At 69.9% G+C, this 23,348-nt stretch carries 17 protein-coding genes; 11 read left to right on the top strand and 6 right to left on the bottom strand.

Annotated features, from left to right (window positions below):
- Positions 1-152 precede the first annotated feature (152 nt).
- On the bottom strand, positions 153-545 hold the full coding sequence (locus ACFPZ3_RS60080) for a VOC family protein (protein ID WP_379523430.1): 393 nt from the start codon (positions 543-545) through the stop codon (positions 153-155).
- Between the two features lie 134 nt (positions 546-679).
- Between ACFPZ3_RS60080 and ACFPZ3_RS60075 the strand changes: the two genes are divergently transcribed.
- From ACFPZ3_RS60075 to ACFPZ3_RS60055, 5 genes are all read left to right on the top strand, one after another.
- Entirely contained in the window at positions 680-1,543 is an 864-nt protein-coding gene (locus ACFPZ3_RS60075) for a sigma-70 family RNA polymerase sigma factor (RefSeq protein WP_379523429.1), read from the top strand.
- A 112-nt stretch (positions 1,544-1,655) separates the two neighbouring features.
- Complete coding sequence (locus tag ACFPZ3_RS60070) at positions 1,656-2,255, top strand: TIGR03086 family metal-binding protein (protein ID WP_379523428.1); 600 nt, start codon at positions 1,656-1,658, stop codon at positions 2,253-2,255.
- A 242-nt stretch (positions 2,256-2,497) separates the two neighbouring features.
- Entirely contained in the window at positions 2,498-3,436 is a 939-nt protein-coding gene (locus tag ACFPZ3_RS60065) for a calcium-binding protein (RefSeq protein WP_379523427.1), read from the top strand.
- A gap of 179 nt (positions 3,437-3,615) precedes the next feature.
- Positions 3,616-4,806 carry a MarP family serine protease gene (locus ACFPZ3_RS60060; RefSeq protein WP_379523426.1) on the top strand — a complete coding sequence of 397 codons (1,191 nt, stop codon included), beginning with the start codon at positions 3,616-3,618 and terminating at the stop codon, positions 4,804-4,806.
- Positions 4,807-4,951: 145 nt separating this feature from the next.
- The gene (locus ACFPZ3_RS60055) at positions 4,952-5,587 is read left to right on the top strand and encodes a DUF418 domain-containing protein (protein ID WP_379523425.1); all 636 of its coding nucleotides are present in this window, start codon (positions 4,952-4,954) and stop codon (positions 5,585-5,587) included.
- On the opposite strand, the gene ACFPZ3_RS60050 is transcribed toward ACFPZ3_RS60055, so the two are convergent.
- On the bottom strand, positions 5,574-6,872 hold the full coding sequence (locus ACFPZ3_RS60050) for a cellulose binding domain-containing protein (protein ID WP_379523424.1): 1,299 nt from the start codon (positions 6,870-6,872) through the stop codon (positions 5,574-5,576). The genes ACFPZ3_RS60055 and ACFPZ3_RS60050 overlap by 14 nt on opposite strands.
- Before the next feature lie 365 nt (positions 6,873-7,237).
- Here ACFPZ3_RS60050 and ACFPZ3_RS60045 point away from each other — a divergent pair, with 365 nt between their 5' ends.
- From ACFPZ3_RS60045 to ACFPZ3_RS60035, 3 genes are read left to right on the top strand one after another with little or no spacing between them, the layout of a single operon-like run.
- Positions 7,238-7,972 (top strand): hypothetical protein, encoded by a 735-nt coding sequence (locus ACFPZ3_RS60045; RefSeq protein WP_379523423.1) that lies wholly within the window; start codon positions 7,238-7,240, stop codon positions 7,970-7,972.
- Positions 7,973-7,974: 2 nt separating this feature from the next.
- The gene (locus ACFPZ3_RS60040; protein ID WP_379523422.1) at positions 7,975-8,880 is read left to right on the top strand and encodes a P-loop NTPase family protein; all 906 of its coding nucleotides are present in this window, start codon (positions 7,975-7,977) and stop codon (positions 8,878-8,880) included.
- A complete protein-coding gene (locus tag ACFPZ3_RS60035) occupies positions 8,877-11,042 on the top strand; it encodes a hypothetical protein (protein ID WP_379523421.1) in 2,166 nt (721 codons plus the stop codon). The genes ACFPZ3_RS60040 and ACFPZ3_RS60035 overlap by 4 nt, the downstream gene beginning before the upstream one ends.
- A 1,116-nt stretch (positions 11,043-12,158) precedes the next feature.
- Here the strand turns inward: ACFPZ3_RS60035 and ACFPZ3_RS60030 are convergent.
- The 3 genes from ACFPZ3_RS60030 to fxsA are packed head-to-tail and all read right to left on the bottom strand — an operon-like array spanning position 12,159 to position 16,917.
- The gene (locus ACFPZ3_RS60030; RefSeq protein ID WP_379523420.1) at positions 12,159-13,085 is read right to left on the bottom strand and encodes a hypothetical protein; all 927 of its coding nucleotides are present in this window, start codon (positions 13,083-13,085) and stop codon (positions 12,159-12,161) included.
- A gap of 16 nt (positions 13,086-13,101) precedes the next feature.
- Complete coding sequence (gene fxsT, locus ACFPZ3_RS60025; protein ID WP_379523419.1) at positions 13,102-16,662, bottom strand: FxSxx-COOH system tetratricopeptide repeat protein; 3,561 nt, start codon at positions 16,660-16,662, stop codon at positions 13,102-13,104.
- Between the two features lie 48 nt (positions 16,663-16,710).
- The gene (fxsA, locus tag ACFPZ3_RS60020; RefSeq protein WP_379523418.1) at positions 16,711-16,917 is read right to left on the bottom strand and encodes an FxSxx-COOH cyclophane-containing RiPP peptide; all 207 of its coding nucleotides are present in this window, start codon (positions 16,915-16,917) and stop codon (positions 16,711-16,713) included.
- 81 nt (positions 16,918-16,998) lie between these two features.
- Here fxsA and ACFPZ3_RS60015 point away from each other — a divergent pair, with 81 nt between their 5' ends.
- Both ACFPZ3_RS60015 and ACFPZ3_RS60010 read left to right on the top strand, forming a co-directional pair.
- A complete protein-coding gene (locus tag ACFPZ3_RS60015; RefSeq protein ID WP_379523417.1) occupies positions 16,999-18,108 on the top strand; it encodes an FxsB family cyclophane-forming radical SAM/SPASM peptide maturase in 1,110 nt (369 codons plus the stop codon).
- A complete protein-coding gene (locus tag ACFPZ3_RS60010; protein ID WP_379523416.1) occupies positions 18,105-19,346 on the top strand; it encodes an aKG-HExxH-type peptide beta-hydroxylase in 1,242 nt (413 codons plus the stop codon). Before ACFPZ3_RS60015 ends, ACFPZ3_RS60010 begins: the two co-directional genes overlap by 4 nt.
- 73 nt (positions 19,347-19,419) lie before the next feature.
- Here the strand turns inward: ACFPZ3_RS60010 and ACFPZ3_RS60005 are convergent, their stop codons facing one another.
- Entirely contained in the window at positions 19,420-20,085 is a 666-nt protein-coding gene (locus tag ACFPZ3_RS60005; protein ID WP_379523415.1) for a M15 family metallopeptidase, read from the bottom strand.
- A gap of 86 nt (positions 20,086-20,171) precedes the next feature.
- On the opposite strand from ACFPZ3_RS60005, the gene ACFPZ3_RS60000 reads away from it, so the two are divergent.
- A complete protein-coding gene (locus tag ACFPZ3_RS60000) occupies positions 20,172-23,165 on the top strand; it encodes an AfsR/SARP family transcriptional regulator (protein ID WP_379523414.1) in 2,994 nt (997 codons plus the stop codon).
- Positions 23,166-23,348: the final 183 nt, after the last annotated feature.

Raw genomic sequence — 23,348 nt, 5'->3', positions numbered from 1 at the left:
CGGGACGGCGGCCGGTGGCTCTCGGCGCGGGTTGCAAGACCCCTGCCTTGAATGACGCCGTGCCCGGAATGGCCGCGAACGGTGATCGAGCGCGGCACGCGCCGGGCCGGTCACCGGGCCTCGCCGGGTGTGGCGAGGCCCAGGTTCACGGGTCAGGAGGCGTAGGTGGTGACTTTCCACAGATAGCCGTCCGGGTCGCTGAAGTAGCCGAAGTACCCGCCCCACTGGGCGGGGGCCGCCTCCTTGACCACGCTGCCGCCGGCAGCCACCGCGTTGCGCATCATCTCATCCACCACTTCCCTGGAGTCGGGGTTGAAGTGGAAGGAGACACCGCGGAAGCCGGACCCCTCCGCGGAGACGCCGGCGTCCTGTGCCGCCGCCTCCCATTCGTAGAGAGCCAGCTGCGGGGATCCCTCCCCCAGGCTGAACGAGACAAAATGGCGGGTGTCCTTGTCGATCGTGCAGCCCAGGCCGTCGGCGTAGAACTTCTTGGCTCGGGCCAGGTCCTGGACGCCGAGCATGATGGCGCTCACCTGCAGTGACATGGTTCTCTCCTGGTGATTTCGGTGTATGTCCCGCCTGAACTGGCAGGCGGGGCATCCGGGGCGGGCCCGGATGTCACATCGGCGTGGGTTCGCCGGTCAATTGATATGACCGGCGCGACGGAGGAATGTGACAGATGGCCGAGCAGGACTGGTTGAGCGAACGGTTCGCCGAGCACCAGAGCCGCTTGCGAGGGGTGGCCTACCGCATGCTCGGCTCCCCCGCCGAGGCCGAGGACGCGGTGCAGGAGGCGTGGCTGCGGGTCAGCCGCGCCGACACGGGCCAGGTGGAGAATCCGGCCGGGTGGCTGACCACGGTCGTCGCCCGGGTCTGCCTGAACATGCTCGAGGCACGCCGGAACCGGCGTGAGGAGCCGGCCGGGACGCTGCCGCCCGAGCCGGCCGCGCCGCACGAGAGCATCCGTCCGAACGGCCAGGCCGACCCCGAGGGTGAGGCGCTGCTGGTCGATTCGGTCGGTGTCGCGCTGATGGTGGTGCTGGACACGCTGACTCCCGCCGAGCGGCTCGCGTTCGTCCTGCACGACGTCTTCGCTGTGTCGTTCGGCGAGATCGGCGCCATCATGGACCGCTCCCCCGCGGCGGCCAGGCAACTCGCCAGCCGGGCCCGGCGCCGGGTGCAGGGTGCGGCCGGGGCATCCGATGCCGCGCGATCCCCGAAGCGGGAAATCGTCGCCGCCTTCCTCGCCGCCTCCCGGAGCGGGGATTTCGCCGCCCTGTTCGAGCTGCTCGATCCGGACGCCGTGGTCGGCGAGATCCGCGGCGCCCACGCGGTGGCGGACTTCTTCTCCGGACGAGCTCAGGCCGCGCGGCTCGCTCTGGTCGACGGCGTCCCGGCGGCCGTCTGGTCGCACCGCGGCCGGCCGAAGGCGGTCCTCACGTTCACCATCAGCGACGGGAAGATCACCCGCATCGCCACAGAAACCGACCAGGACCGGCTCCGCGACCTCGACATCGTCTTTCTCAAGAGATACGAGGGGTGAGCGTCGTCGGTCGCCGCGGACATGCCGGCGGAGGCGGTCACCGATTACTTTTCCGATCCTGGAGAGTCAGCACACCGGAACGACAAGTCAGAACCGAAGGAGAGGAACCGCCATGCCCGCGATCGACCTGGAGTCCGCCGCCCGAGAGGTGGCGCGCCTGCTGGATGGCGTGACCGAGAACCGGCTGGACGATCCGACGCCGTGCGCTGACGTCTCGGTCGCCGCGCTGCTCGACCACCTCATGGGCCTGTCGCTGGCGTTCACCCTGGCGGCCCGCAAGATCACCCCGCCCGGAGGCGGACCAGGACCGGGAGCGGCGGGTGCCGAGCGGCTCGATCCGCAGTGGCGCACGCTGCTGCCGCGGCGACTCGATGAGCTGGTGGAGTCCTGGCGCGACCCGAAGGCCTGGGAGGGGATGACCGAGGCCGGCGGTGTGACGATGCCTGCCGAGCAAATGGCCGTGGTCGCGCTGGACGAACTGGTTCTGCACGGCTGGGACCTGGCCCGCGCGACGGACCAGCCGTTCACGTGCAGCCCGGCCGACACGGCGGCTGTCCTCGCGTTCACCAGCGCGTCGGCGGTACCGGAGCAGGCAGCGGCGCGCGAAGGGCTCTTCGGATCGGTGGTCGAGGTCGCGCAGGACGCGCCACCGTTCGACCGCGCACTCGGCTTCGCGGGTCGCGACCCCGCGTGGACGCCCAAATCGGCGTGACCGCCGGAGGCTGTGCGTAAAGGCAGGCAGACAGGGATCTCATGGCCCATGCACATCAGCAGCTCATCGTCCGGCAGGCACTGACCCTGGAATGTCAATCACCTAGATAACACTTATTCTGAGTACTTTTACATATTCGCCCTTCTGTCCTGCCTTATATGCCTTGCTCACAACCGGCGGGAATTCCGCCGGCGGTGGGCATCGGGGGAGACGAAAAAGGGGGACACGGGATCATGCGAAGAATGTGGTCCATCACGGCCGTCGCGGGGTTGGTCGTCGGCGTCCAGGTCGCGCTCGTCGCGCCCGCGCACGCGACCACCGCCGTGTGGGTCAGCGGGAGCACCCTGGCGGTCCAGGCCGACCTGGGAAGGAACAACGACATCACGCTCACCCTCGCGGGGGCCCTCGTCCGCGTGCGCGACGCGGGCGACACCGTCACGGCAGGATCGGGGTGCACCCAGGTCGCGGCGAACATCGTGGACTGCGCCGGGGTCACCGGCATCGAGGCCGGGCTCTATGACGGCAACGACCGGATCGTCAACGCGACCTCCTTTCCCAGCACCCTGAAGGGCCACGAGGGGAACGACAGGATCCTCGGCGGCAGCGGCGACGACATCCTCGACGGAGGCGACGCCGGCGACCAGGTCCAGGGAGGCCCGGGCAGGGACCAGCTCATCGGCGGGGCGGGCAACGACCAGGTGAGCGGCGATGCGGGCAACGACCTCTTCTGGGCCGACCCGCTGGCCGACGGCGCCGACACCTTCTCCGGGGGCGCCGACATCGACCTGGCCAGCTACGAGCACCGCACGGTGGGCGTGGACGTCCGCCTCGACGGAGCCGCGAACGACGGGGAGGCGGGCGAGAACGACAACATCGGCGCCGACGTGGAGTGGGTCAACGGCACGCCGGCCATCGACACCCTCGTCGGCAGCGCGGGCCCGAACCAGCTGCGCGGCCTCGGAGACGTCGACAGGATCGCCGGCCTCAACGGCGACGACACCCTCGTGGGCGAGGGCGGTGACGACATCGTGATCGGAGGTCTCGGCATCGACAGGCTCTTGGGCGGCCCCGGCGACGACAGGCTGGACGGCGTCGACGCGGCCCCCAACGACGTGCTGAACGGCGACGTCGGCACGGACACCTGCCCGTCCGACATAGGTGACATATTGATCTCCTGTTAGCACTACGGCGGGCGGGCGCGGACCCCTCTTCCGTGCCCGCCCGCGCGCCACATGAAGGCGGTTCTCGGTCAGGTGCTCTTCCGCCGGAATGCCCATCATTCAGGAAACCTGAAATACCACAATAAATCGAGATCTGTCGTTTCAAGCGCCAAAGCTGATGTTGTGCTTACCTTTGTCTGGTGTCCGGTGATCTCCTTGACCTCGTTCTGCTGACCCTGGTCATCGTCTTCGGCGTTTCCGGTTACCGGCAGGGCTTCATCGTCGGGGTCGCGAGCTTCGTCGGCTTCGTGGGCGGATGCGTGCTCGGGATCTACATCGCGCCGCCTGTCGCGGGCGCGATCGTGGACGGAGACGTGCCGGAATCCTTGCTGGCGCTGGTCATCGTGCTCCTGACCTCGGCGGTCGCCCAATTCGGTACGTCCACCATCGGCGTGCTGATCCGCTCCCGCGTACGGCACGAGCCGGCCCGGATGCTGGACGCGCTGGGCGGCACGCTCGTCTCCGGCCTGTCGGTGCTGGTCATCGCCTGGCTCGTGGGCAGCGTGCTGGTGTCCAGCTCATTGACCGCCGTCGTGGACCAGATCCGCGGCTCGCTGCTCCTGTCCACGGTGGACCAGGCGATCCCCCAGGCGGCACGCGACTGGCAGAAACCGTTCAAACGGTTCATCGACCGCTCCGATTTCCCGCCGGTGCTGGACGCGATCGCCGGCCAGCCGACCGTGAACGTTCCGCCGCCGGACGCGGCGGTGCTCAACAGCGCCGGCCTGCGAGCGGCACGGACAGGGATCGTGCAGGTGCAGGGGGTGGCCCGCACCTGCAACAAGCAGATCACCGGCACCGGATTCGTGTTCGCGCCGGATCACGTCATGACCAACGCGCACGTGGTCGCCGGGGTCGACGACAGGTTGCTCGTCGTCGATCACGCGGGCCGGCCGCACTCCGCCGCGGTGGTCCGCTACGACCCGCGACGGGACGTGGCGGTGTTGTACGTGCCGAACCTCGGGCTGCCGAACCTGACCTTCGACGCCGAGGCGGACGACGGCGACGACGCCATCATCGCGGGGTACCCCAAGGACCAGGGGTTCACCACGCAGCCGGCCCGGGTCGCGGCTCGGCAGCGGGCTTCCATCCCCGACATCTACCGGGAAGCCGAGGTGACCCGGGATGTGTACCTCATCCGGGGCAAGGTCCAGCAAGGCAATTCGGGCGGCCCCCTCCTGAGCCCCGACGGCCGGGTGCTGGGCGTGGTCTTCGCCGCCGTCGTCAGCCAGGACGACACCGGGTACGTGCTCACCGCCTCCGAGGTCGCCTCCGACGCCCGCCGCGCCGCCGGCGCCACCAGACCCGTCAGCACGCAGACCTGCGACTGACCTTTCCGCGGCGGCAGGGGGTCACGCCTCGGCTGATCGGCAGCGAAGTCAGCCGAAAGAAGGAGGTATCGGGGGTGAACGACCGGAATGAGTCGGGTTCGCGATCTTCCTGGAGTCGGCCGAGCGGCGCACCGGGCGGCCCAGAGTGGCGCTGCTGCGCAGGCTTGTCGTCCTGGCCGCGTTCGGGGCCCTGCACCACCTCGCGCAGCCGGGCGAGGCGCTGTTGCCGTACGCCATCTTCGGGGTGTTGTTCCTGTTGCCGGCCTCCTACCTGCCGCGGGCGGCGGTGCTCGGGTTCGGTGCGGCCGGCACGGTGGGCGCGCTCGTGGGCGGGCTGGTCCTCGCCGTCCCCATGACGCTGTGGTATCTCGACGTGCCGCTCCAGGAACGCGTCTTCGGGTACGGTGCGCCGATCGCCGCGATCGCGGGACTGTCCACGGCCATGGTCTACATCGGCGCCTTCCTGCTCTGGCTCCGCACCCGGGCCGGGGCCGCGGCCGGCCGCGTCCTGGCGCCGCTCGGCCGGATGGCCCTGACCAACTACGTGACGGCCACGGCGATCGTGCTGGTGGTCATGCGGCCGCTGGGGCTGGTGGAGTCGCAGTCGTACGGCATCGTCTTCGTGCTGGCGGTCGCGATCATCGCGCTGCAGGCCGCGTTCAGCGCCTGGTGGCTGAGCCACTGGCGCTACGGGCCGCTGGAGTGGCTGTGGCGGTGCGGCACCTGGTGGCAGGCCGTGCCGAACAACAAGACGGCGCCGGTGGATGTCAGGAGCAGGTGATGCCGGTCGGGCCAGGGGTGGACGGGCCGTTGGCCTGGAAGCCGAAGGTGACCGAGGCGCCAGGCGCGAGGCTGGTCGCCCAGTTCGGCCCCTTGATCGTCCATGTGGCACCCGACGGTGTGATGGTGGAGCTCCAGACGTTGGTCAGGGTCACGCCGGAGGGCATGGTCCATGTGACCGTCCAGTTGTTCCAGGTCGTGGCGCCCGTGTTCCGCACGGTGACGTTACTCGTGAAGCCGCCCTGCCAGGCGTTGACGGGCTGGTAGTTCACGTCGCAGGGAACGCCGGTGCCGCCCGTGGGCGTGACCGTAGGCGTGACGGTCGGGGTCGCCGTGGGCGTGGAGGTCGAGCCTTCCGACGTGGTGTAGCCGACCTTGGTGTACGGCGTGCCGCACTGCGGGTTGCAGGTGGTCGGCAGCGTGAAGCTGTACACGCGGCCGCCGTTGATCAGCGTGTCCGTGACGTCGCGCACCCGGATCTGGAACTGGCTGCCGCCCGGCGTGGTCCCGCCGATGACGTAGGACTGACCCATGTCGCCGTTCATCTGGGCCGTCTGCCATGCTCCGTTGGCGAAGTACTCGACGCCGTGAATGCCGTCGGCCAGGTGCGAGACGGAGATGGCGGGCCACCAGACCTGGGCGGACTGCATGAACGCGATGGCGATGTCGCCGCTGTAGCCGGGCGCGGGGACGAACGACCAGGTGACGTGCCGGTTGTTCCAATGGCCGGGATAGAGGTCGCCGACCGCGGCGCCGTTCTTCACGAACCGGTTGAGCGAGTTCTTGGCCAGGTCCAGATGGTGGGGATCGTCGCGGCACCAGGCGTTGGAGTCGCCGCAGCTGTCGGCGACCAGCATGGTCAGCTTCGCGCCGTTGTAGGCGTCGGGGGCCCAGGAGCCGTTGCGGCAGAACGGCTGGTTCTGCGCGCCGTCGTTGGTGCCCGTACAGAAATCCGCGATCTCCACCTGCACGAAGCGGCCGCAGTTCAGGCCGTTGTTCCACAACCCGGCCTTGCTGAGGTTGGCTCCGGTCAGCGGCCGGGGGTAGAAGGAGTAGTCGCCGGGTGTGTTGTAGACGTTGAGCGCGACGAAGTCCTGTGAGTCGAGGTTGGCCTGGGGCACCCCGCAGCCGCCGTACGGCATGCCGAGTGCGTCGAAATAGGTGGCGTTGCCCGTCACGTCGCTGGCCGCGCCGGCGGACTGTTGCATCAGGGGCACCAGGCCGCACAGCGCGGCCAGGAAAACGGGAAGCAGGACGGCGAGCAACCGGCGGCAGGCGTGACTCATCGGACTCCCGATTCAGCGAGGTTCGAGACGAACCTCTCCGCGAAGTGCCGGATGGTCAAGCGGAGGCGCGCGTGAGCTGGGCGAACACGCCGATAAGAGTGAAACTTTCAACTCGCCCCCTTCAGCCGGGGAGGACGCCGCCTGCGTGAGGGCGTGACTCGCAGTCCTTCCCTTGTCGCCCGCAGGTCCGCGACGCCGGGCGGGAAAAGAACTCAGCACGAACGCGACGACCCGCCCCACCTCAGCATTCACCCTTCCGAGCAGCAGGGCCTGGGTGCTGTCATATTACGAGATTGCGGCTGTTGCCCACCCGCGCTTTATCGCCGGTTATCGTGGCAATTACGGGCTAGGCGAGGATTTTCGGTATGCAACGTTTGGGTGTGTTCGGCTGGTTGCTGCTCCTTGGCACACCCATCGTCCTGTCCGCATGTTCGAATGCCACGCAAGCGCTGCGCGACGACCAGATCGTTCAGTGCCTTTCTCCCACCCGGCAACCCGACCTGACGGCGGCGGCAGCGGCGCTCAACCCGGACCTGACCGCGTCGGGAAGACTCATCGTCTCCCCCACCGCCACGATGGCACCGGGACAATGGGCGAAACAGGATCCCGCCGCGTTCACCCGGGCGTGTCAGGCGATGACGTACGTGGCTCCCGCCAGGCCTCCCGAGAACCAGTTACCCACCGTCGTCTCCATCCTGCTTCCCGTGCTCGCCGGTGGGCTGGTGGCGCTCATTTCCACCGAATGGCGCAGCGCCTCGACGGTGGCGGTCAAGCACGCCGACGACCTGGGCGACGCCGCGGACGCCTTCTTCACGGCGGCGCGGGAGTACGCCGCGGCCCGGGCCGGCAAGCAGACGCCGCAGGCGGCGCCCTACGAAGAGGCCCATGGCACGCTGGCCGCGCAGCTCTCCAAGGTGAGCAGGTTCCGGCCCGGCTGGCGCAAGATACCCGAATCCCGCCGCGTTCTCATGGAGCGGCTCACCCGCGAGAAAGCGCATGCCGAGAACGTCGACGAACCGCTGAACACCTTGTCGGAGCAGGTGGCGCGCTTCGACAAGGCGCTGCGCAGGCCGTGGTGGCCGCACCGGGGAGTGCGCTGACGATGACCAACCCCATCCACCTCCCCAGCCCGGACGGCGCCCCCTACAACGGGCCGCTGCTGCTCTTCGACGAGAGGGTGGACCATCTGCCGCTGTTCGCGTTCATCGATGGCATGCGGGAGTTGTACGACATGTTCGACGCCTCCGTCACCAACGAACGTCTGCGGACCCGCGGCCACCTGATCCTGGTGCACGGCCCGCCCGGCGTCGGCAAGAGCACGTTCATCCAGAGGTGCGCGTACCTGCTGGCCCATGAGCGCTCGCTGGAGCGGGCCACCGTTTTTCACTACGGCCAGTCCACGGGCCACGAGGACTGCACCGATTTCCAGCAAATGGCGTTATGGCTGGCCCGCCAGATGAATGTCCTGCTTGAGGAAGAAGAGTGGACCGTCCAGGAAGACGTCGACAAGCTCAGGGAAGCGGTCGATGATCCCAATGTGGCGTATGGACGAATCAGAGACGTCCTCGACAAGCACAACGCGGTGGCGATCGTCATCCTTCCTGAGAAACTGCAGCTCAAGTGGGTGCGGAGCTTCCAGGAGCTGGCACGTAAGCGGATGGTCTTCTTCGCCGAGTCGTCCACGGACGATCCCACGATGATTATCAATCAGTTCGGCAGGCATCCCACCTGTCATAGAATTTTCCTGCCGGTCGGCCTTTTGGACGGCGGGGGATACGACATTCGCGCAATTCTCACCAAACGTCGAGTCTCCCTGGGGGACGCGGAAATGAACGAGCTCTCCGAAGCGGTGCGCCCCTTCAAGACACCCAGTCGAGCGCTGGAACAATTGGCCATCTTTTTTGATGATTACGGTCAGAGCGACATAACACCGGCGAAGCTCAAGGCGTTCAGCGGCAAGATGATGGAGCGCCTCCTCGCCCAGTTGGAGAAAGACAAGAAGTCATGACGGACAGCCAACCACCGGACGGACCGGAGGTCGCCGTCACCTACACGCTGCGCCTCGGCGACGACGCCGATCCGACCGGGATCACCGTCGTCACCCCCGCCTTCGACAGCGCGTACAGGTTCGTCACCGCCTACCTGGCCACCGGCGGCGGGGAGCTCGGCGAGTCGGGCCGGGCACTGGCCGTGATCGGCGATCTGGGGTCGGGCAAGACCCATCTGGCCATGTCACTGCTCGACCGCATCTCCAAGAGCCGCGAGGACACCATCGTCCTCAAGCTGGACACCCCGCATTCGGAGTTCGGCTACCTTTTCCGCAACATCCTTCTTGAACAGTTCGGCCGCGAGCGGCTGCACGACCTGGTCATCGACTACTACGCCCAGGTGACGGCCGAGCGGATCGACGAGGAGCAGGCGGGCCCCGAGCTGGCCGGCGAGATCAGGTCAGGCCTGCGGGAAGGCACGCTCGACCCGCGCAAGGTGGTCGAGCACTTCCACCTGACCAAGCGCGTGCTCCAGGAGGAGCTGCGCCGCATGTTGCGGCATCTGACCGAGCACTCGTTGTGGGCCACGGCGCTGGCGCTCATGGTGATGGACGAGCTGACCGAGGCCGTCTGGGAGTGGCTGGGCGGCGCGCCGCCCAGCGAGGAGCTGCGCGAGCGCGGCGTCAACCGCCAGCTGGTCACCTCGGCCGACGCCTATCACACCTTGTCCGTGCTGGTTTACCTCGGTGGCCGGATCCGCCGCCGCATGGTCCTGGTGATCGACGAGTTCGAGAAGCTGCTCGGGGGTGAGGGCCAGGTCCGCGAGAACGCGGTCAACTCCCTGGAAGAGCTGGTGAAGGTGTTCATCGACTCCCAGGGCCTGCTGGTCTACTGTGGCCCGACCGACAGCCTGCCCCTGGTCAGCCAGGGCACGTTACAACGAACCAGAGTGATCACACCCTCGCCGTTCGACCGCGAGGCGACGATCGATCTGATCCGCAAGCGCGGAGTGGAGGTCACCAGGCCCGTGGCCGAGTGCCTGGTGGAGATGACCGACGGCAATCCGCGCGAGATCCTCTCGCTATTCCGGCGGGCGCAGGCGCTCGTCGAGTCGAGCCGCAGACCGGTGACCACCGCCACGATCAGGGAGGCCGTCAGACAGCGCCACGAGTTCCCGGCCCAGCAGGTGAGCACCACCGTGCGGCGGATCCTGGAGGACAGCGGCCTCGACTTCCGCGCCGACGTGGTGCTGGCCGCCGATACCGACCCCATCGACTTCTGGGTCCGCTACGCCGACGGCCGGGCGGCGGTCGCCGTGCTCATCACCCGCTCGCTGCTGAACGCGGGCGACGACACCCACTTCGAGCGCAGGGTGGCCGCGGTGAAGGCCAGCCAGATGCCGTGCGAGCTGATCGCCGTGGTCAACGGCCATCTCACCACGCCCATGCGCACCGGCGTCTCCAACCTGATCGGCCGCCAGCCGCTGCTGTTCGACGTGCAGGAGTTCGGCAAGAGACTCAGGGCGACGCTCGAAACCGCGATCGACCGCCTGGCGGCCTCGGCGGAGGACAACGTGCTGGAGGGCCTGCGTCAGCGCATGGACAGGCTGGGCAGGCAGCAGAGCGCCACCCAGAACATGATCGACCAGCTGCACGAGTCCGTGGCCGGGCTCAGAGCGGCCTCGGTGGCCCGCCCCGGCGCCGGTGCGGATCTCCCGCCGCTGCCGCCAGCCGTGGACGAGCAGTTCCAGCGGGCCGGCGCGGTCACGGAGACGACCGGTGAGCTCGACCGGCTGCTCCATGACGTCTTCGACAACCCCTCGGGCAACGAGGCCAGCCTCCGCGCCCGGCGCCGGCTGGCCTCGCGCGACCTGATGGAGGCCGCCGGCGCCGCGGTGGTGCAGCGGCTGCTCGTGCAGGCGTTCAAGGAGAGGGTGGCGCTGTTCCTGGAGGAGGTGTCACCGGGACGGCTCGGCCCCGAGCAGGAGGAGGAGCTCCAGGCGATCTGCCGCACCTTCGAGGTGACCGTGCAGGCGCTGCCCTCGGTGCCGCTCAGTGAGGTGGCTCTTGTGCGTGTTCTGGAGCCGGGCGCGCGCTCTCCGAGGCCGGACGAGCGAGCCCGAGTGCTCGATGAACTCGGGCGGCGGGTGCTGAAGGGCGTGGTCTCCTCGGCCCGCCTGTGAGCAGGCGCTGCCATCCGGCGTTGGCCGCCACGTGGAGCACGTTGATCACGAGCACGGCCGGCGCGATGACCGCCACGGCCTGCGGGTACGCCGGCGCCAGCGTCAGCGCGAGCAGGATCGCGGTGATGCCGTTCTGCTGGCCCAGCGCGAGGCTCACCCGGTCGCGGGGCGGCAGGCCCCGGGTGATCAGCAGCCCGCCGACCACGATCTGCGACGCGAACGCCGCGACGCCGAGCACCAGCGCCATACCCGGCTCGATCCCGGCCACGAGCAGCGTGCCCATCGCGAAGGTGGCCAGGTAGAACGCACCCGTGATGGCCCTGTCCAGCAGCGCCCCCAGATCCGGCCGGTAGAACAGCCCGATGAGGGCCATGCCGAGGACGAGGAACTGCGCCGTGGCGAAGGCGAGCAGCCCGATCAGCAGCACGAGGGATAACAGCCGGATCAGCCCGGGCCGCGCCCGCCTCGCGCCGGACCACCGCCGGGCGGACCACCACACGGCGAGGACGACCCCGGCGAAGAGCAGGTTGAGCCCCAGGTTCGTCAGGTAGTCACCGAATCCGCCGCCGGGCCGGTTCAGCACGAGGGACGACAGGTAGACCGTCAGCAGCGCGGTGATCGGGTCGTCGAAGGAGGCCCAGGCCAGCAGCAGGGACTTGGCGCGCTTCGACATCCGGGCCCGGCCGATCAGCGCGCTCACCGACAGGGGATCGATCTGGGCCACCGCCAGGCCCAGGAGGATGACGGCCGGATGGCCGAAGAACACCCACATCACGGCCACGATCAGCGCGGTCTTCAGCAGGACGCCTACGGTGACGGCCAGGACGACCGTCCTGACGTCGCCCGCCAGCGTCTCCCGGGAGATGCCGTGAACGCTGCCGTACAGGCCCACGCAGAGCAGCGCTGTCACGCCGTAGAGGAAGACGGGCTGGCCCGCGGGGCTGCCCAGGCCCAGGGAGGCGACGGCCCACCCGGCCAATGCGACACCGACGCCCTTCGCCAGCCGGGCGGTGGCCGGGTCGGTCATCAAGGGACGCACGCTGCCTCCCCAAGGTGGCTGCCGTGATCGACGATAATGCCCGGCGGGCCTGACGGCCATACGCCGGGGCGACACAGTCAGCCCGCCCCCAGCAGGTCGGCGATGCGGTCGATCCCCTCGCGCAGCCGGTTCTCCGCGACGAAGACCTCCGGCTGGAACACCGTGACGCCGACGGCGAAACCCCGGCTGTTGGGCAGCGGGTAGGCGTAGATCGCGCCCGAGACCACGTCGAGGACGAGCCGCCGGATCGGCTCCTCCGACAACTGCCTCAGCGAGTACGCCAGCTCGGGCAGGTCGGAGCGCAGGCGGGTGGCGAAGTCCTGGTAGAGCTTGCGTGCCCCCTCGGTGCCCTCCGCGCCGCCGAACCAGGGCGCCAGCGCCGGGCTGTCGATGACGTCGGCCGAGCAGATGAAGCGCCACTCACGGTAGACGGCCACGTAGTGCAGGTCGTTCACGTCGACGGTCGCGCCGAGGAAGGTCAGCAGGTCGGTGACGAGGTCGGAGTCGGTCGCCTCGCCCGCCACGGTCTTCAGCACGGCGGATTCGAGGCCGGGCGTCTCGCGGGGGCCGCGCCGGCCGCCGGGCAGCTGGTCGGCCTGCAGATAGATCTCTTTCCTGATCCGGGTGACGAGGTGAGAGACCGCCTCGTCCATCTCTTCGACCAGGGCGAGGTCGCGGGTCATGCCGATCAGGTACTCCTCCTCGAAGACGTGCCCGCAGTGCACCGCCGCGGCGTCGCTCTGCACGACGACACGCATCAGCTCGCCCGTGCCGAAGTCGCGAACCAGCCCGTCGAACCGGACGAACTCAGTGATGAGCTGACGGAAGGCGCGCTCCAGCGCCTGTCGTTCCTCGTCGTCCGATTCGGCGATCGTGAACACGTGAAAACCGCAGTCGTAGAAGGCGAGCACCTCGATTCCCGGCAGTCCGGGCAGCTCCTCCTTACAGAGCGCGATCAGTTTTTCGTGCCCGATGTGGGCGAAGGGCGAGCGAGTCGTCCTCAAGTCCGCCTCCCGCATGTCAGTTTCCGAGAATCTCGATTTCGACGCAGTTGCGGACGTCGGCCTCCGCGCCTGGATGGCCGACCTGACGGCGCCGGGTGTTGGTGAGATTTTCCTGTACGGCCAGCACCCACGGGTGATCGAGGCCGAAGACCCGGGCCAGATAGTCCCACGCCCGCTCCTCCAGCGCGAGGGCCTCGGCCGGCTCGCTCTCCACCAGCTGGTTGGCCAGCGTCACCGCGGCGGCCAGTGTGTACGGGTGCCGGAGCCCGAGCCGCCCGCGCAACGTCTGGTGTGCCCGCCCCGCCAGTTCCCTGGCCTCCGCGCTCTCCCCGGCGGAGCCCAGGTAGGTGGCCAGGTTGACCCGCGCGGCGTAGGTGAAGGGATGCTCGGGCTGCGTGGCGGCCAGCCCGGTCACCACGCGCCGCGCGTTGTCGGCCGCGCCGGCGTGCTCGCCCCTTGCGTACAGGTCGGCGGCGAAGCTGGCCTGGCAGAGCAGCGTGTAGAGATGCTGCCCGCCGACCAGGGAGCGCAGCTCCTCCAGGGTCTCGCGGTCGCGGGCCAGCGCTTCGAAGGGGCGTTCGAGCATGCGTTCCGCGGCGGCCAGGCTGGTCTGCAGCCGGAGCATGAGCAGGTTGCGCGGGTCGCCCTTGGCGCTCCTGCTCGCCAGGTGGTCGAGGCCGGAGCGGACGAGATCGTAGGACTCGGCGTAGCGGCCGAGGTCGCGAAGGAGCACCCCCGCCGTCAGCACGGTGCGCCACAGGCCGAGATCGCCGTCGCCGAACAGGGCGCGCCGCCGGTCCATGCGCTGTTTCGCCAGCTCGTACGCGCGGTGCGGCTTGCCGTTGAGCGAGGCCGACAGGGCCAGGCTGTTGAGCACCTTGCTCGTCCACTCATGATCGGGGCCGAACACCCGGGTCATGCCCTCCCAGGCCACCGCGTCCCAGTGGTAGGCCTCGTCGAAGTCGCCGATCGCGCGCAGGTCGGCCGCGTGGACCTGGGCCGCGATGTACCTGAGGGGCTGGACGCGCCGGGCTCCGCTCAGCTCCTGCAGCGCCTGCCGGGAGAGGGCGAAGGCGATCTCGGGCCGGTCGAGCGCACGGTGGGCGTTGGCCAGATGCATGCGCAGGCTGTTGAGCAGGTCGGACTTGACCTCGGCGCCGGGAGCGCTCCAGTTCTCCAGCGCGCGGTCCCCGATGACGACCGCCTGGTTCCACGAGCTGCGATCGTCCTGCAGGAACAGGTAGCGGACCTGACCGATGATCCAGCGCTGGACCATCTCGTCGAAGCTGTCGAGCGCGCCGGAGGTGAACAGGTGCTTGCCGAGCTCGGCAAAGAGCTCGGCGTCGGGTCCCTCGGTCTCGGCGGGCGCGTGCCTGGCCAGCAACGTGAGCACCTGCTGCCTGCGCGCCCGCACGTGCTCGTCGCTCATGCGGGCGCGGACGAGGCTCGCGATCACGCGATGCACGCGCAGCCGCCCTTTGGGGCCCGGCTCCACCCGGGCCAGCGCGTGCTCGTGCAGCAGCCTCAGCAGCGCGTCCACCATCAGGCCGTCGCCGTACTCGTCGACGAGGGAGACCGCGTAGTCGCGCGAGGCCGTGGAGTGGGCGATGGTGAGCGGGACGCCGTCGGCCGAGACGAAGGTCAGCGCCTCCAGCAGCCACGGCGCGCCCGTGCCGCCCGGCACGCCGCGCAGCAGGTCGAGCATGAGCTCGACCATGATCGCGTGCACGTCGTCAGGGCGGTGTTGCGCCTGGAGCTCGCGCTTGATCCGGTGGAAGGTGAACAGGAACCGGTCGACCGTGATCGTACGCAGGTCCTCGATGGTGCGGCGGGGCCGCTGGGTGCTGGTGAGCTCGCGGTCCATCCACGCCTTGGCCATGGAGACGGCCAGGGGCAGATATTCGACGGTGGCGCCGATCTTGGCCGCGCCGCTCTCGCTGAGCAGCTCGTCGCCGGAGGTCAGCAGGCTGATGGCGTGGGCCGGGGTGAGCCGGCCCACCTCGACGGGGGTGAAGTCGGCGGGCCACCCGGCCGAGCGCGAGGTCACGATGACGTGGCCGTAGGGGCCCTGGGGAATGAGCCCCTCGATCGCCTCCGGCCGGTCCACGTCGTCGAAGATCAGCAGCCATCGGCCGGACTCCGGGGTCGCGAGGTGCTCGTTCAGCACGGCGACCGCGTCCTCGCGCGGTGGCAGGCCGAGCTCCTGGACGAGCCGCCGCAGGCTCTCGCGGGTGGCGAAGGCGTCCTCGCCGTGGATCCAGTGGACGATGTCGTACGCGCCGCGGAAACGGTGCGCGAACTCGAGCGCCAGCGTGCTCTTGCCGCGGCCCTCCTCACCGTGGACGACGCAGCGTCCCGTGCGGTCCCACCGGGGGCCGAGTCCGGCCCGCAGCTCCGTCAGCAGCGCCTGCCGGCCGGTGAACCCCTCTTCGCGCTGCGGCAGCTCGGACAGCACCGGGGGCCTGCTGGGAAAGCGGGCCGCGCCCGCGCCCTCGCCGCCGGTCACGAACGAGCCGCTCACGCCCAGCTTGGCCTGCAGCTCCGCGGCGGCCTCCGCCTCGTGCAACCCGCGCAGGTCCACCTCCATCTCACCGGCCGGGGAGGAGTCGGGGCCCCGATCGTCGAGGAGTACGCGGATCAGCCCCCGGCCAGGCACGGGCGACGGGCGGCCACGGCGGTGCTGCCAGTCCAGGCCGGTGGGCTCGTCGGCCGGGCCGACGAACAGCACGACCGTGTGCGCGTCGCCGGCCAGCAGATCGACCGGGGTGCGCAGGAGGTAGTCGGCCCTGACAACGGTGTCGACCCGGACGCCCCACAGATCGATCTGGGCGCCGAGCCACTCCGCCCACACGTCGTAACCCGGCACGTAGACGACCGACACGTGCCGCAGTGTGGTCACCGCGCCGCCGCTGAGCCGCTCCACCAGGCGTTCGTAGGCCACCCGCTGGCTGCCTCCCGAGCTGGGCGGCTCGGTGATGACGGCCAGGTCGTCGGAGAAGTAGGCGGCGCTGTCATAGGGCACCTCGACCTCGACGTCCTTGCCGAAGCCCGTTCTGGCCCGCTGCCGGGCGACCCGCAGCAGGTCGTCGCTCTCGTGGGAGACCATGGTGGGCAGCGGCGTGACCGGGGTGCCGGCGAGCTGCACCTGGCGGGCCATCGCCGCGGCCTCGTCGATCCCGTGCGGGCTGAGCCAGAAGCAGACCACCCCGATGTCGCACGAGCGGATGAGTGGGGACGGCTCGGCGCCGGGCCGCAGGTTGACCAGGACGTAGTCGTAGGGGGCGGACGCGTCGATCTCCTGGCCGTCCAGCACGGCATGGTGCACGACCTGGCGGCTGGAGTCGACGGAGACCTCCATGCCCGACCAGTCGCCTGGCCCCGCCGTGCGCGGCTCGCGCGGCCGGTCCGGCATGAAACGGCTCAGATAGCGGCGCAGGGCGGGCGCATCCGGCTCCTCATCGAGAACGAGGACACGTTTTCCCGCCTCGGCGAGCAGAAGCGCGCAGTTGCACAGCGCCATGGTCCGGCCGAGACCTGGCCGGGTCGAGAAAAATGCGATCACGCGCGCTTTCGTCATCGTCTCCACCGCCACGCCTCTGCTCTATGCGCACATTGAGTTGCGACCCTAATCCTTACCCGTGCCGGGCAGGCATGTGTCGTGGCCGAGAAAATAAGTTTCCGATGGATCGTCCAGGTCGGTCAGCAGCCTGCGCAAGGCGCGACTCAGCGCGCTGTCGGGCAGTTGCGCCACCGCCTCCAGGTCGAGGCCGGACAGATCCGGCAGCTCTGAGCGGAGAATCTCATCCACCTGTCCCCCCAGGACCGAAATCATAGTCAAATTCCGGTTGCCTGGATATTATCCGCTAAGCGTTCCTCGTAGCATTGGACAGCAGTGCAGTTATTTCGCGCAGCCATGCCGGAGAGTTTTCGCACGTTCGTTCTCAAGGTGCACAGTCGTTGTGACCTGGCCTGCGATCATTGCTACGTTTACGAATCCGCTGATCAGAGCTGGCGTGGCCGTCCCCTCATGATGAGCACCGAGATCGCGGCGGCGACCGCGGCCCGCATCGGCGAACACGCGGCGGCGCACGGCCTCACCTCGGTCAACGTGGTCCTGCACGGCGGCGAGCCGCTGTTGTGCGGACCCGCGCACCTCCGCGCCCTGTTGACGATCCTCAGTGAGATGTCCGTACGAGCCAACCTGACCGTGCAGACCAACGGCCTGCGCCTCGGCCCCGGATTCCTCGACCTGTTCGACGAGTTCGGGGTCCGGGTCGGCGTCAGCATGGACGGCGGGCGGGCCGCGCACGACCGGCACCGCAGGACTCGCACGGGACAGGGCAGCTACGACCGGGTCCACACGGCCGTACGCGCGCTGGCCGCCCGCGAGGGGCGCTTCGCCGGTCTGCTGTGCACGGTGGACCTGCGCAACGACCCGGTCGAGGTCTACGAGGACCTGATCCGCCTCCGGCCGCCTGCCGTCGACTTCCTGCTCCCCCACGGCAACTGGTCCCAGCCGCCGCCAGGACGGGTGCCCGGGGGCGGCACGCCGTACGCGGACTGGCTGATCGCCGTCTTCGACCGGTGGTACGGCACGGCCCCGGCGGAGACGGCGGTGCGGATCCTCGAGGGGATCCTCGTGCTGGTGCTGGGCGGCCGGTCGGGAACCGAGGGCATCGGGCCGGAGCCCGCGGCCGTCGTGGTGGTGGAGAGCGACGGCTCGATCGAGCAGAGCGACGCGCTGAAGTCCGCCTACCACGGCGCGCCCCTGACCGGGCTGCACGTCACCACAGACCCCTTCGACGCCGTCTTCGACGTGCCGGGCGTGGCGGTCAGGCGACCGCCGCCGGCCGCCTGCCGTCCCTGCCCGCGCCTGCGGGTGTGCGGTGGCGGGCACGTCGCGCACCGCTACCGCGCCGGGGCCGGGTTCGACCGCCCCAGCGTCTACTGCCCCGATCTCTACCGCCTGATCGAGCACATCGGCGACAGGGTGGCCGGCGACCTCGTACGGCTCCGCGCGTGATCGCCGGGTTCGGGCTCTCCCCCGCCGCCCTCGACGACCTCGCGCGCGGCGGTGGCGCACCGGCCGGCCTGGCCGACGTGGAGCGCAGCAAGAACGTGCTCCTCCTGCGCGCGGTGGTGGCCCGCAGCCGCGCGCTCGGCCATCCCGGCGCGCGAGCCGCCGCGGACGGGTACCGGCTGCTCTCCCGCGTCGAGCGCGCCGGCCCCGCGGCGGCGGCCGAGGTGCTGGGCTATCCGCTGCTCGGCACGTGGGCCTCGGCCACGCTGGCGGCCCTGGCCCGCCGGGAGGAGGCGGCCCCGCAGCGGCTGGCGGCCGTCGCGGGCAGCGCCGTGCTGCTGGCGCGGCTGCCGATCACGGCGCGTTTCCCCGCCGAAGCGGGGGCGGTCGTGCTGCCGGGCGTCGGGCGGCTCGTGCTGCCGGGCGTGGCCGACGGCCAGCCCGTCACGCTGACCCCTCCCTACCTCGACGTGGACGGGGAGCGTGTCCTGCTGACCGCCGAACCGCGCTGGGAGGGCGTACGCGACATCGGGTTGCTGCTCGACGACGTGGACCCCTGGCGGTTCCCCGGCCCCATCCCGCCCCTGGGCCGGCTGACCGGAACCGAGGCGGCGGCCTGGGAACTGCTGATCGGGCAGGCCAGGGACATCCTGGAGGCCGGCCATCCCGCCGTCGCGCGAACACTGGACGCGATCACCAAGGTCCTGGTGCCCATCTCACCGCCGCGGGCGGGCACGCGCAGCGCGACGGCCAGGACGGCGTACGGCAGCGTGGCGATGTCGTGGCCGCACGACGCCAGGTCCGCCGCGCTCGCGCTGGCCCACGAGGTGCAGCACGCCAAACTGGCCATGCTGATGGACCTGTTCGACCTGGTGCGGCCGGGCGCGCGGGGACACTTCTACGCGCCGTGGCGCGACGACCCGCGACCGGCGGCGGCGCTGCTGCAGGGCGCCTACGCGCACATGGGGGTGGCCGGGTTCTGGCGGGCGGAGCGTCACCTGGCGCCCGATCCGGAGATGGCGCACAGCGAGTTCGTACGGTGGCGGGACGCGGCGCACGAGGCGAGCCTGACGCTGCTCAAGAGCGGGACCGTCACCGGGCTGGGCCGGCGCTTCGTCGAGGGCATGCTGGAGACGCTGGCCGCCTGGCGTACCGACCGGGTGCCGGCGGAGGCGTCGGCGACGGCGCGCAGGGCCGCCACCCGGCACCGGCTGCAGTGGTCGCTCCGGCACGGACGCTGAGCCCGGCGACGCCGGCATACCGGGTCTATACCGGAGGAACGTACTCTGGCCCGGCGGATTTCCCCTGCGGTCCTTATGCGACGGGCCACTCGAGAGGCCCGTAGAGGGCCGCGGAGGCACTCGTCGCGAACGCCCAGTACCTGTCGCCGTAAGACCAGTGCCACCACTCGGTCGGATAGTTGATGAACCCTGCCGCGCTCATCGCTTGGGCGAGCAGGCGCCTGTTGGCCCGCGCCTCAGAGGAGATCGCCGGATGATGCGTGTAGCAGGCGCCGCCGCTCTCCTCCGGTCCGGCGTTCACCGGAGTGCCCATGTCCAGTTCGGCGCCCCCGGTGTCGATCAGCGTGAGGTCGACCGCGGCCCCGCATATGTGGGGGGCCACCTCAGGCGGCGCGAGCGAGCGACTGGCCTGGATGTGCGCATGCTCCTCGCTCCACGACGGGTTGTCGTGACGGAGGCGGGCGGCGTACCGGGAGAAGTAGTGCTGCTGCAACGCCAACGGCCGGTAGCCCTCGACGATCAGCAGCCGTCGCTCCGCCGGCAGAAGCTCCTGAACCGACAACAACCGGTCGACGAGCCCGATGCGTAGCCGGGCGTACGCGCCGGCGTCATCGGCCTGGCGGTCGTCGAGCGCCAGTTCCGGGACCTTGCGCAGGTCGAACAGTGGTTCGCCGCACTCGATCACCGGAATGACCAACAGGCGGCGGTCCGACATCAGCACGATTGATTCATCTGTCATTGCTTGCGGCCCTTCACTCGCGTTCCTCATTGATCATGAGATGGTCCGCTGTAAGTTCGCTGCAATTCCTCGGATGAGAGGTATCGATGGAATTTCGCCTGCTCGGGCCCGTCGAGGTCTGGGACGGAGAGCAACGGGTGCCGTTGGGCGGGCCCAAACCGCGCGCGCTCCTCGCCTCGCTGCTCCTCAGCCCCGGGCGGGTGGTGTCGGTCGATCGGCTGGTGGACCTCATCTGGGGCGATCGTGCTCCCTCCACCGCCCGGGAACTGGTCCAGACCTACGTCTCCTCCTTGCGGCGCAGGCTGCGCCCGGAAGTGATCACGACTCGCCCTCCTGGCTATCTGCTGCACTTCGAGGGCGAGCGGTTCGACCTGCACCTGTTCGAGCAGTTCGTGGCGGGCGGACGGCTGGCCGCGGGAGAAGGCCGGCACCAGGACGCCGAGCAGGCGCTGCGCGCGGCCGAGGCGCTGTGGCGCGGGCCCGCGCTGGGCGGGATCGGCGAGACCCTCCAGGCGGAGGCGGCCCGTCTGGAGGAGCTCCGCCTGACCGTCATCGAGGAGCGCATCGCCGCCGAACTGCTCCTGGACCGCCACGGCGACCTGGTGGCGGAGCTCACCGCGCTGGTCGCCGCCCATCCGACACGGGAGCGGATCCGCGGCCAGCTCATGACGACGCTGTACCGGCTGGGACGATCGGCCGAGGCCCTGGCGATCTTCGATAGCGGACGCGTGACCCTGGCCGAGGAGCTGGGCCTCGATCCCGGCCCCGAGTTACGCGAGCTGCAGGAGGCCATCCTCCGTGGTGATCCCACGCTGTCCGGCGCGGCTCCGCCATACCTCAGGCAGCGGTTCGCGCCCAAGCAGCTTCCGCCGGACGTGCCGGATTTCACCGGCCGGGGCGACATCATCGCCCGCCTGATGCCGATGCTGACCGCGAGCCGTACGGCGCCGCCTGTCCTGATCGTCTCCGGGAAGGGCGGGGTGGGGAAGAGCGCCGTGGCGATCCATCTCGCGCACCGGGCCGCCGAGCGCTATCCCGACGGCCAGCTCTTCGCCGATCTCCGCGGCACCAGCGACACTCCGGCGACCGAGCAGGAGGTGCTCGGCCGTTTCCTGCGCGCGTTCGGCATCGAGCACGAGGCTCAGCCCGAGTCACCGGAGGAAAGGGCGGACCTCTACCGCAGCCTGATGGCGCAGCGGCAGGTGCTGGTGGTGCTGGACGACGCCAGAAGCGAGCAGCAGATCCGCCCGCTGCTGCCCGGCGGGGCCGGCTGCGCGGTGTTGATCACCTCACGGGGACGCCTCGCGGGCCTGGCGGGGGCGTACATGACCGATCTCGACATGATGGACGGCGAAGCCGCGCTCGCGCTCCTCGGCGCTGTCGCGGGGAACGACCGCGTCGCCTCCGAGCCGGAGGCCGCCCGTGAGATCGTCCGGTTGTGCGGCTTGCTGCCCCTGGCGGTGCGGACCGTGGGAGCGCGGCTGGCCACACGGCGGCACTGGCCCCTGGCCACCATGGCCGCCAGGCTCACCGACGAGCGCCGGAGACTGGACGAGCTCACCGCCGGGGACGTGGAGGTGAGGGCCAGCGTCAGCCTGAGCTACCGGTTGCTGGACGAACAGGCCAGAACGGCGTTTCGCAGGCTCGGGCTGCTGGGGGTGCCCGACTTCGCGCCGTGGATCATCGCTCCGCTCATGGATCTTCCGGCCGCTGACGCCGACGACATCGCCGAACGCCTGGTGGATGCCCAACTCGTGGATTTCGCCGCGCTCGACGCCACCGGGCAGCCCCGCTACCGGCTGCACGATCTCCTGCGGGTCTTCGCCGCGGAGTGTGCCGAGGCGCACGACTCAGAAGAGGAGCGGGCGGCGGCCGTTTCGCGGACCCTGGGCAGCTGGCTCTGGTTGATAGACAAGATCGACTCCCGTGTGCCTTCCGGCGAGGTCACCCTGCGCAGCGACTACGCGTCGGCCTACCCGGTCGACGACCTCGTCGCCCACCCGGCGGCGGCCGATCCGGCCGCGTGGCTGGACGCCGAGGCGCCCTGCCTCATCGTGGCCGTGTCCCGCGCCGCGTCACTGGACCTGGACGTCGCCGCCTGCGATCTGGCCGCGGCGTTGTCCTTCTCCCACGTCTTCGTCGCCAACCGGCTGAGCGAATGGCGTAGCAGCCACGAAGCCGCGCTAGGAGCCGCCCGTCGCGCCGGGAACCGCATCGGCGAGGCGGTCCTGCTCGCGGGGCTGGGGCACATCTCCTACAAGCTGGACCGTTTCGACCAGGTGAACGAGTACCTGTCCGCGGCCCTTCCCCTTTTCGTCGAAGCCGGAGACGTCAGGGGCGAGGCCGTCGCCCTGGCGGGCATGGGCACCGCCTGCCGCGAACAATGCCGCCTCCGTGAAGGCCTTGGACACCTGACCAGATCCGCGGCGATCTTCCGCCGGCTGGGCGACCACTCCGCGATCGGCGCGACCGCGAGAATGGCCGCCGCCATCCATCTCGAACTCGGCGAGTACGAGGAGACGTGGCCGCTGCTCGACCAGGCGCTGGACGCCTATCGCCGGGCGGGCGGCAAGCGCGGGGAGGCGCTCACGCTACGCACCACGAGCCTCGCCCATCGCGCCCTGGGCAACCACGCCGAGGCCGCCGAGCTCAGCGCCCAGGCCCTGGACATGTTCCGGGCCATCGGCGACCCGCTCATGGCCGCCTTCGCGGTCCAATCACTCGTCAAGGCGCAGATCCGGCAGGGCCACGGAGCCGCCGCCCTGTCCCTCCTCGTCGACGCCATGGAGGTGTGCAGGAGCCATCTCGACCGGTACGGCGAAGCTCTCATGCAACGCACCATCGGCGAGCTTCATCTGTCGATCGGCCAGTTGGATCTCGCCGAAGCTCACCTCACGCGGTCGATCGCCATCTCGGAGGAGCTCCACACGCCACTTCCCGTGGCCCGGGCCAAGCGCGATCTGGCGGCTGTGCTGGCCGCACGCGGCGACACCGCCGCGGCGGAGATCGTGATCGCTGAGGCGTCGGCCGTCTTCGCCGCCCTTGATGCCCGTGAGGCCGGGGAGCCTCCGGCCCGCTGATCCGATTCGGCCGGCGGGCAGACGAAAGGGCCGGATTCTCGGTCTCGAGATTCCGGCCCGTCAATCATCCGCGTCAGAAGTAGGGGGTCCAGCCCGGGCCGATGGCGGTGCCGGTGCCGAACTTGTTGCCGCCTTCGCCGTTCCAGATGTAGAGGGTGCCGCCGGTCATGGCGGCGATGTCGT

The organism is Nonomuraea insulae, assembly GCF_042656245.1.
This window is presented reverse-complemented; position numbering and strand designations above follow the sequence as displayed.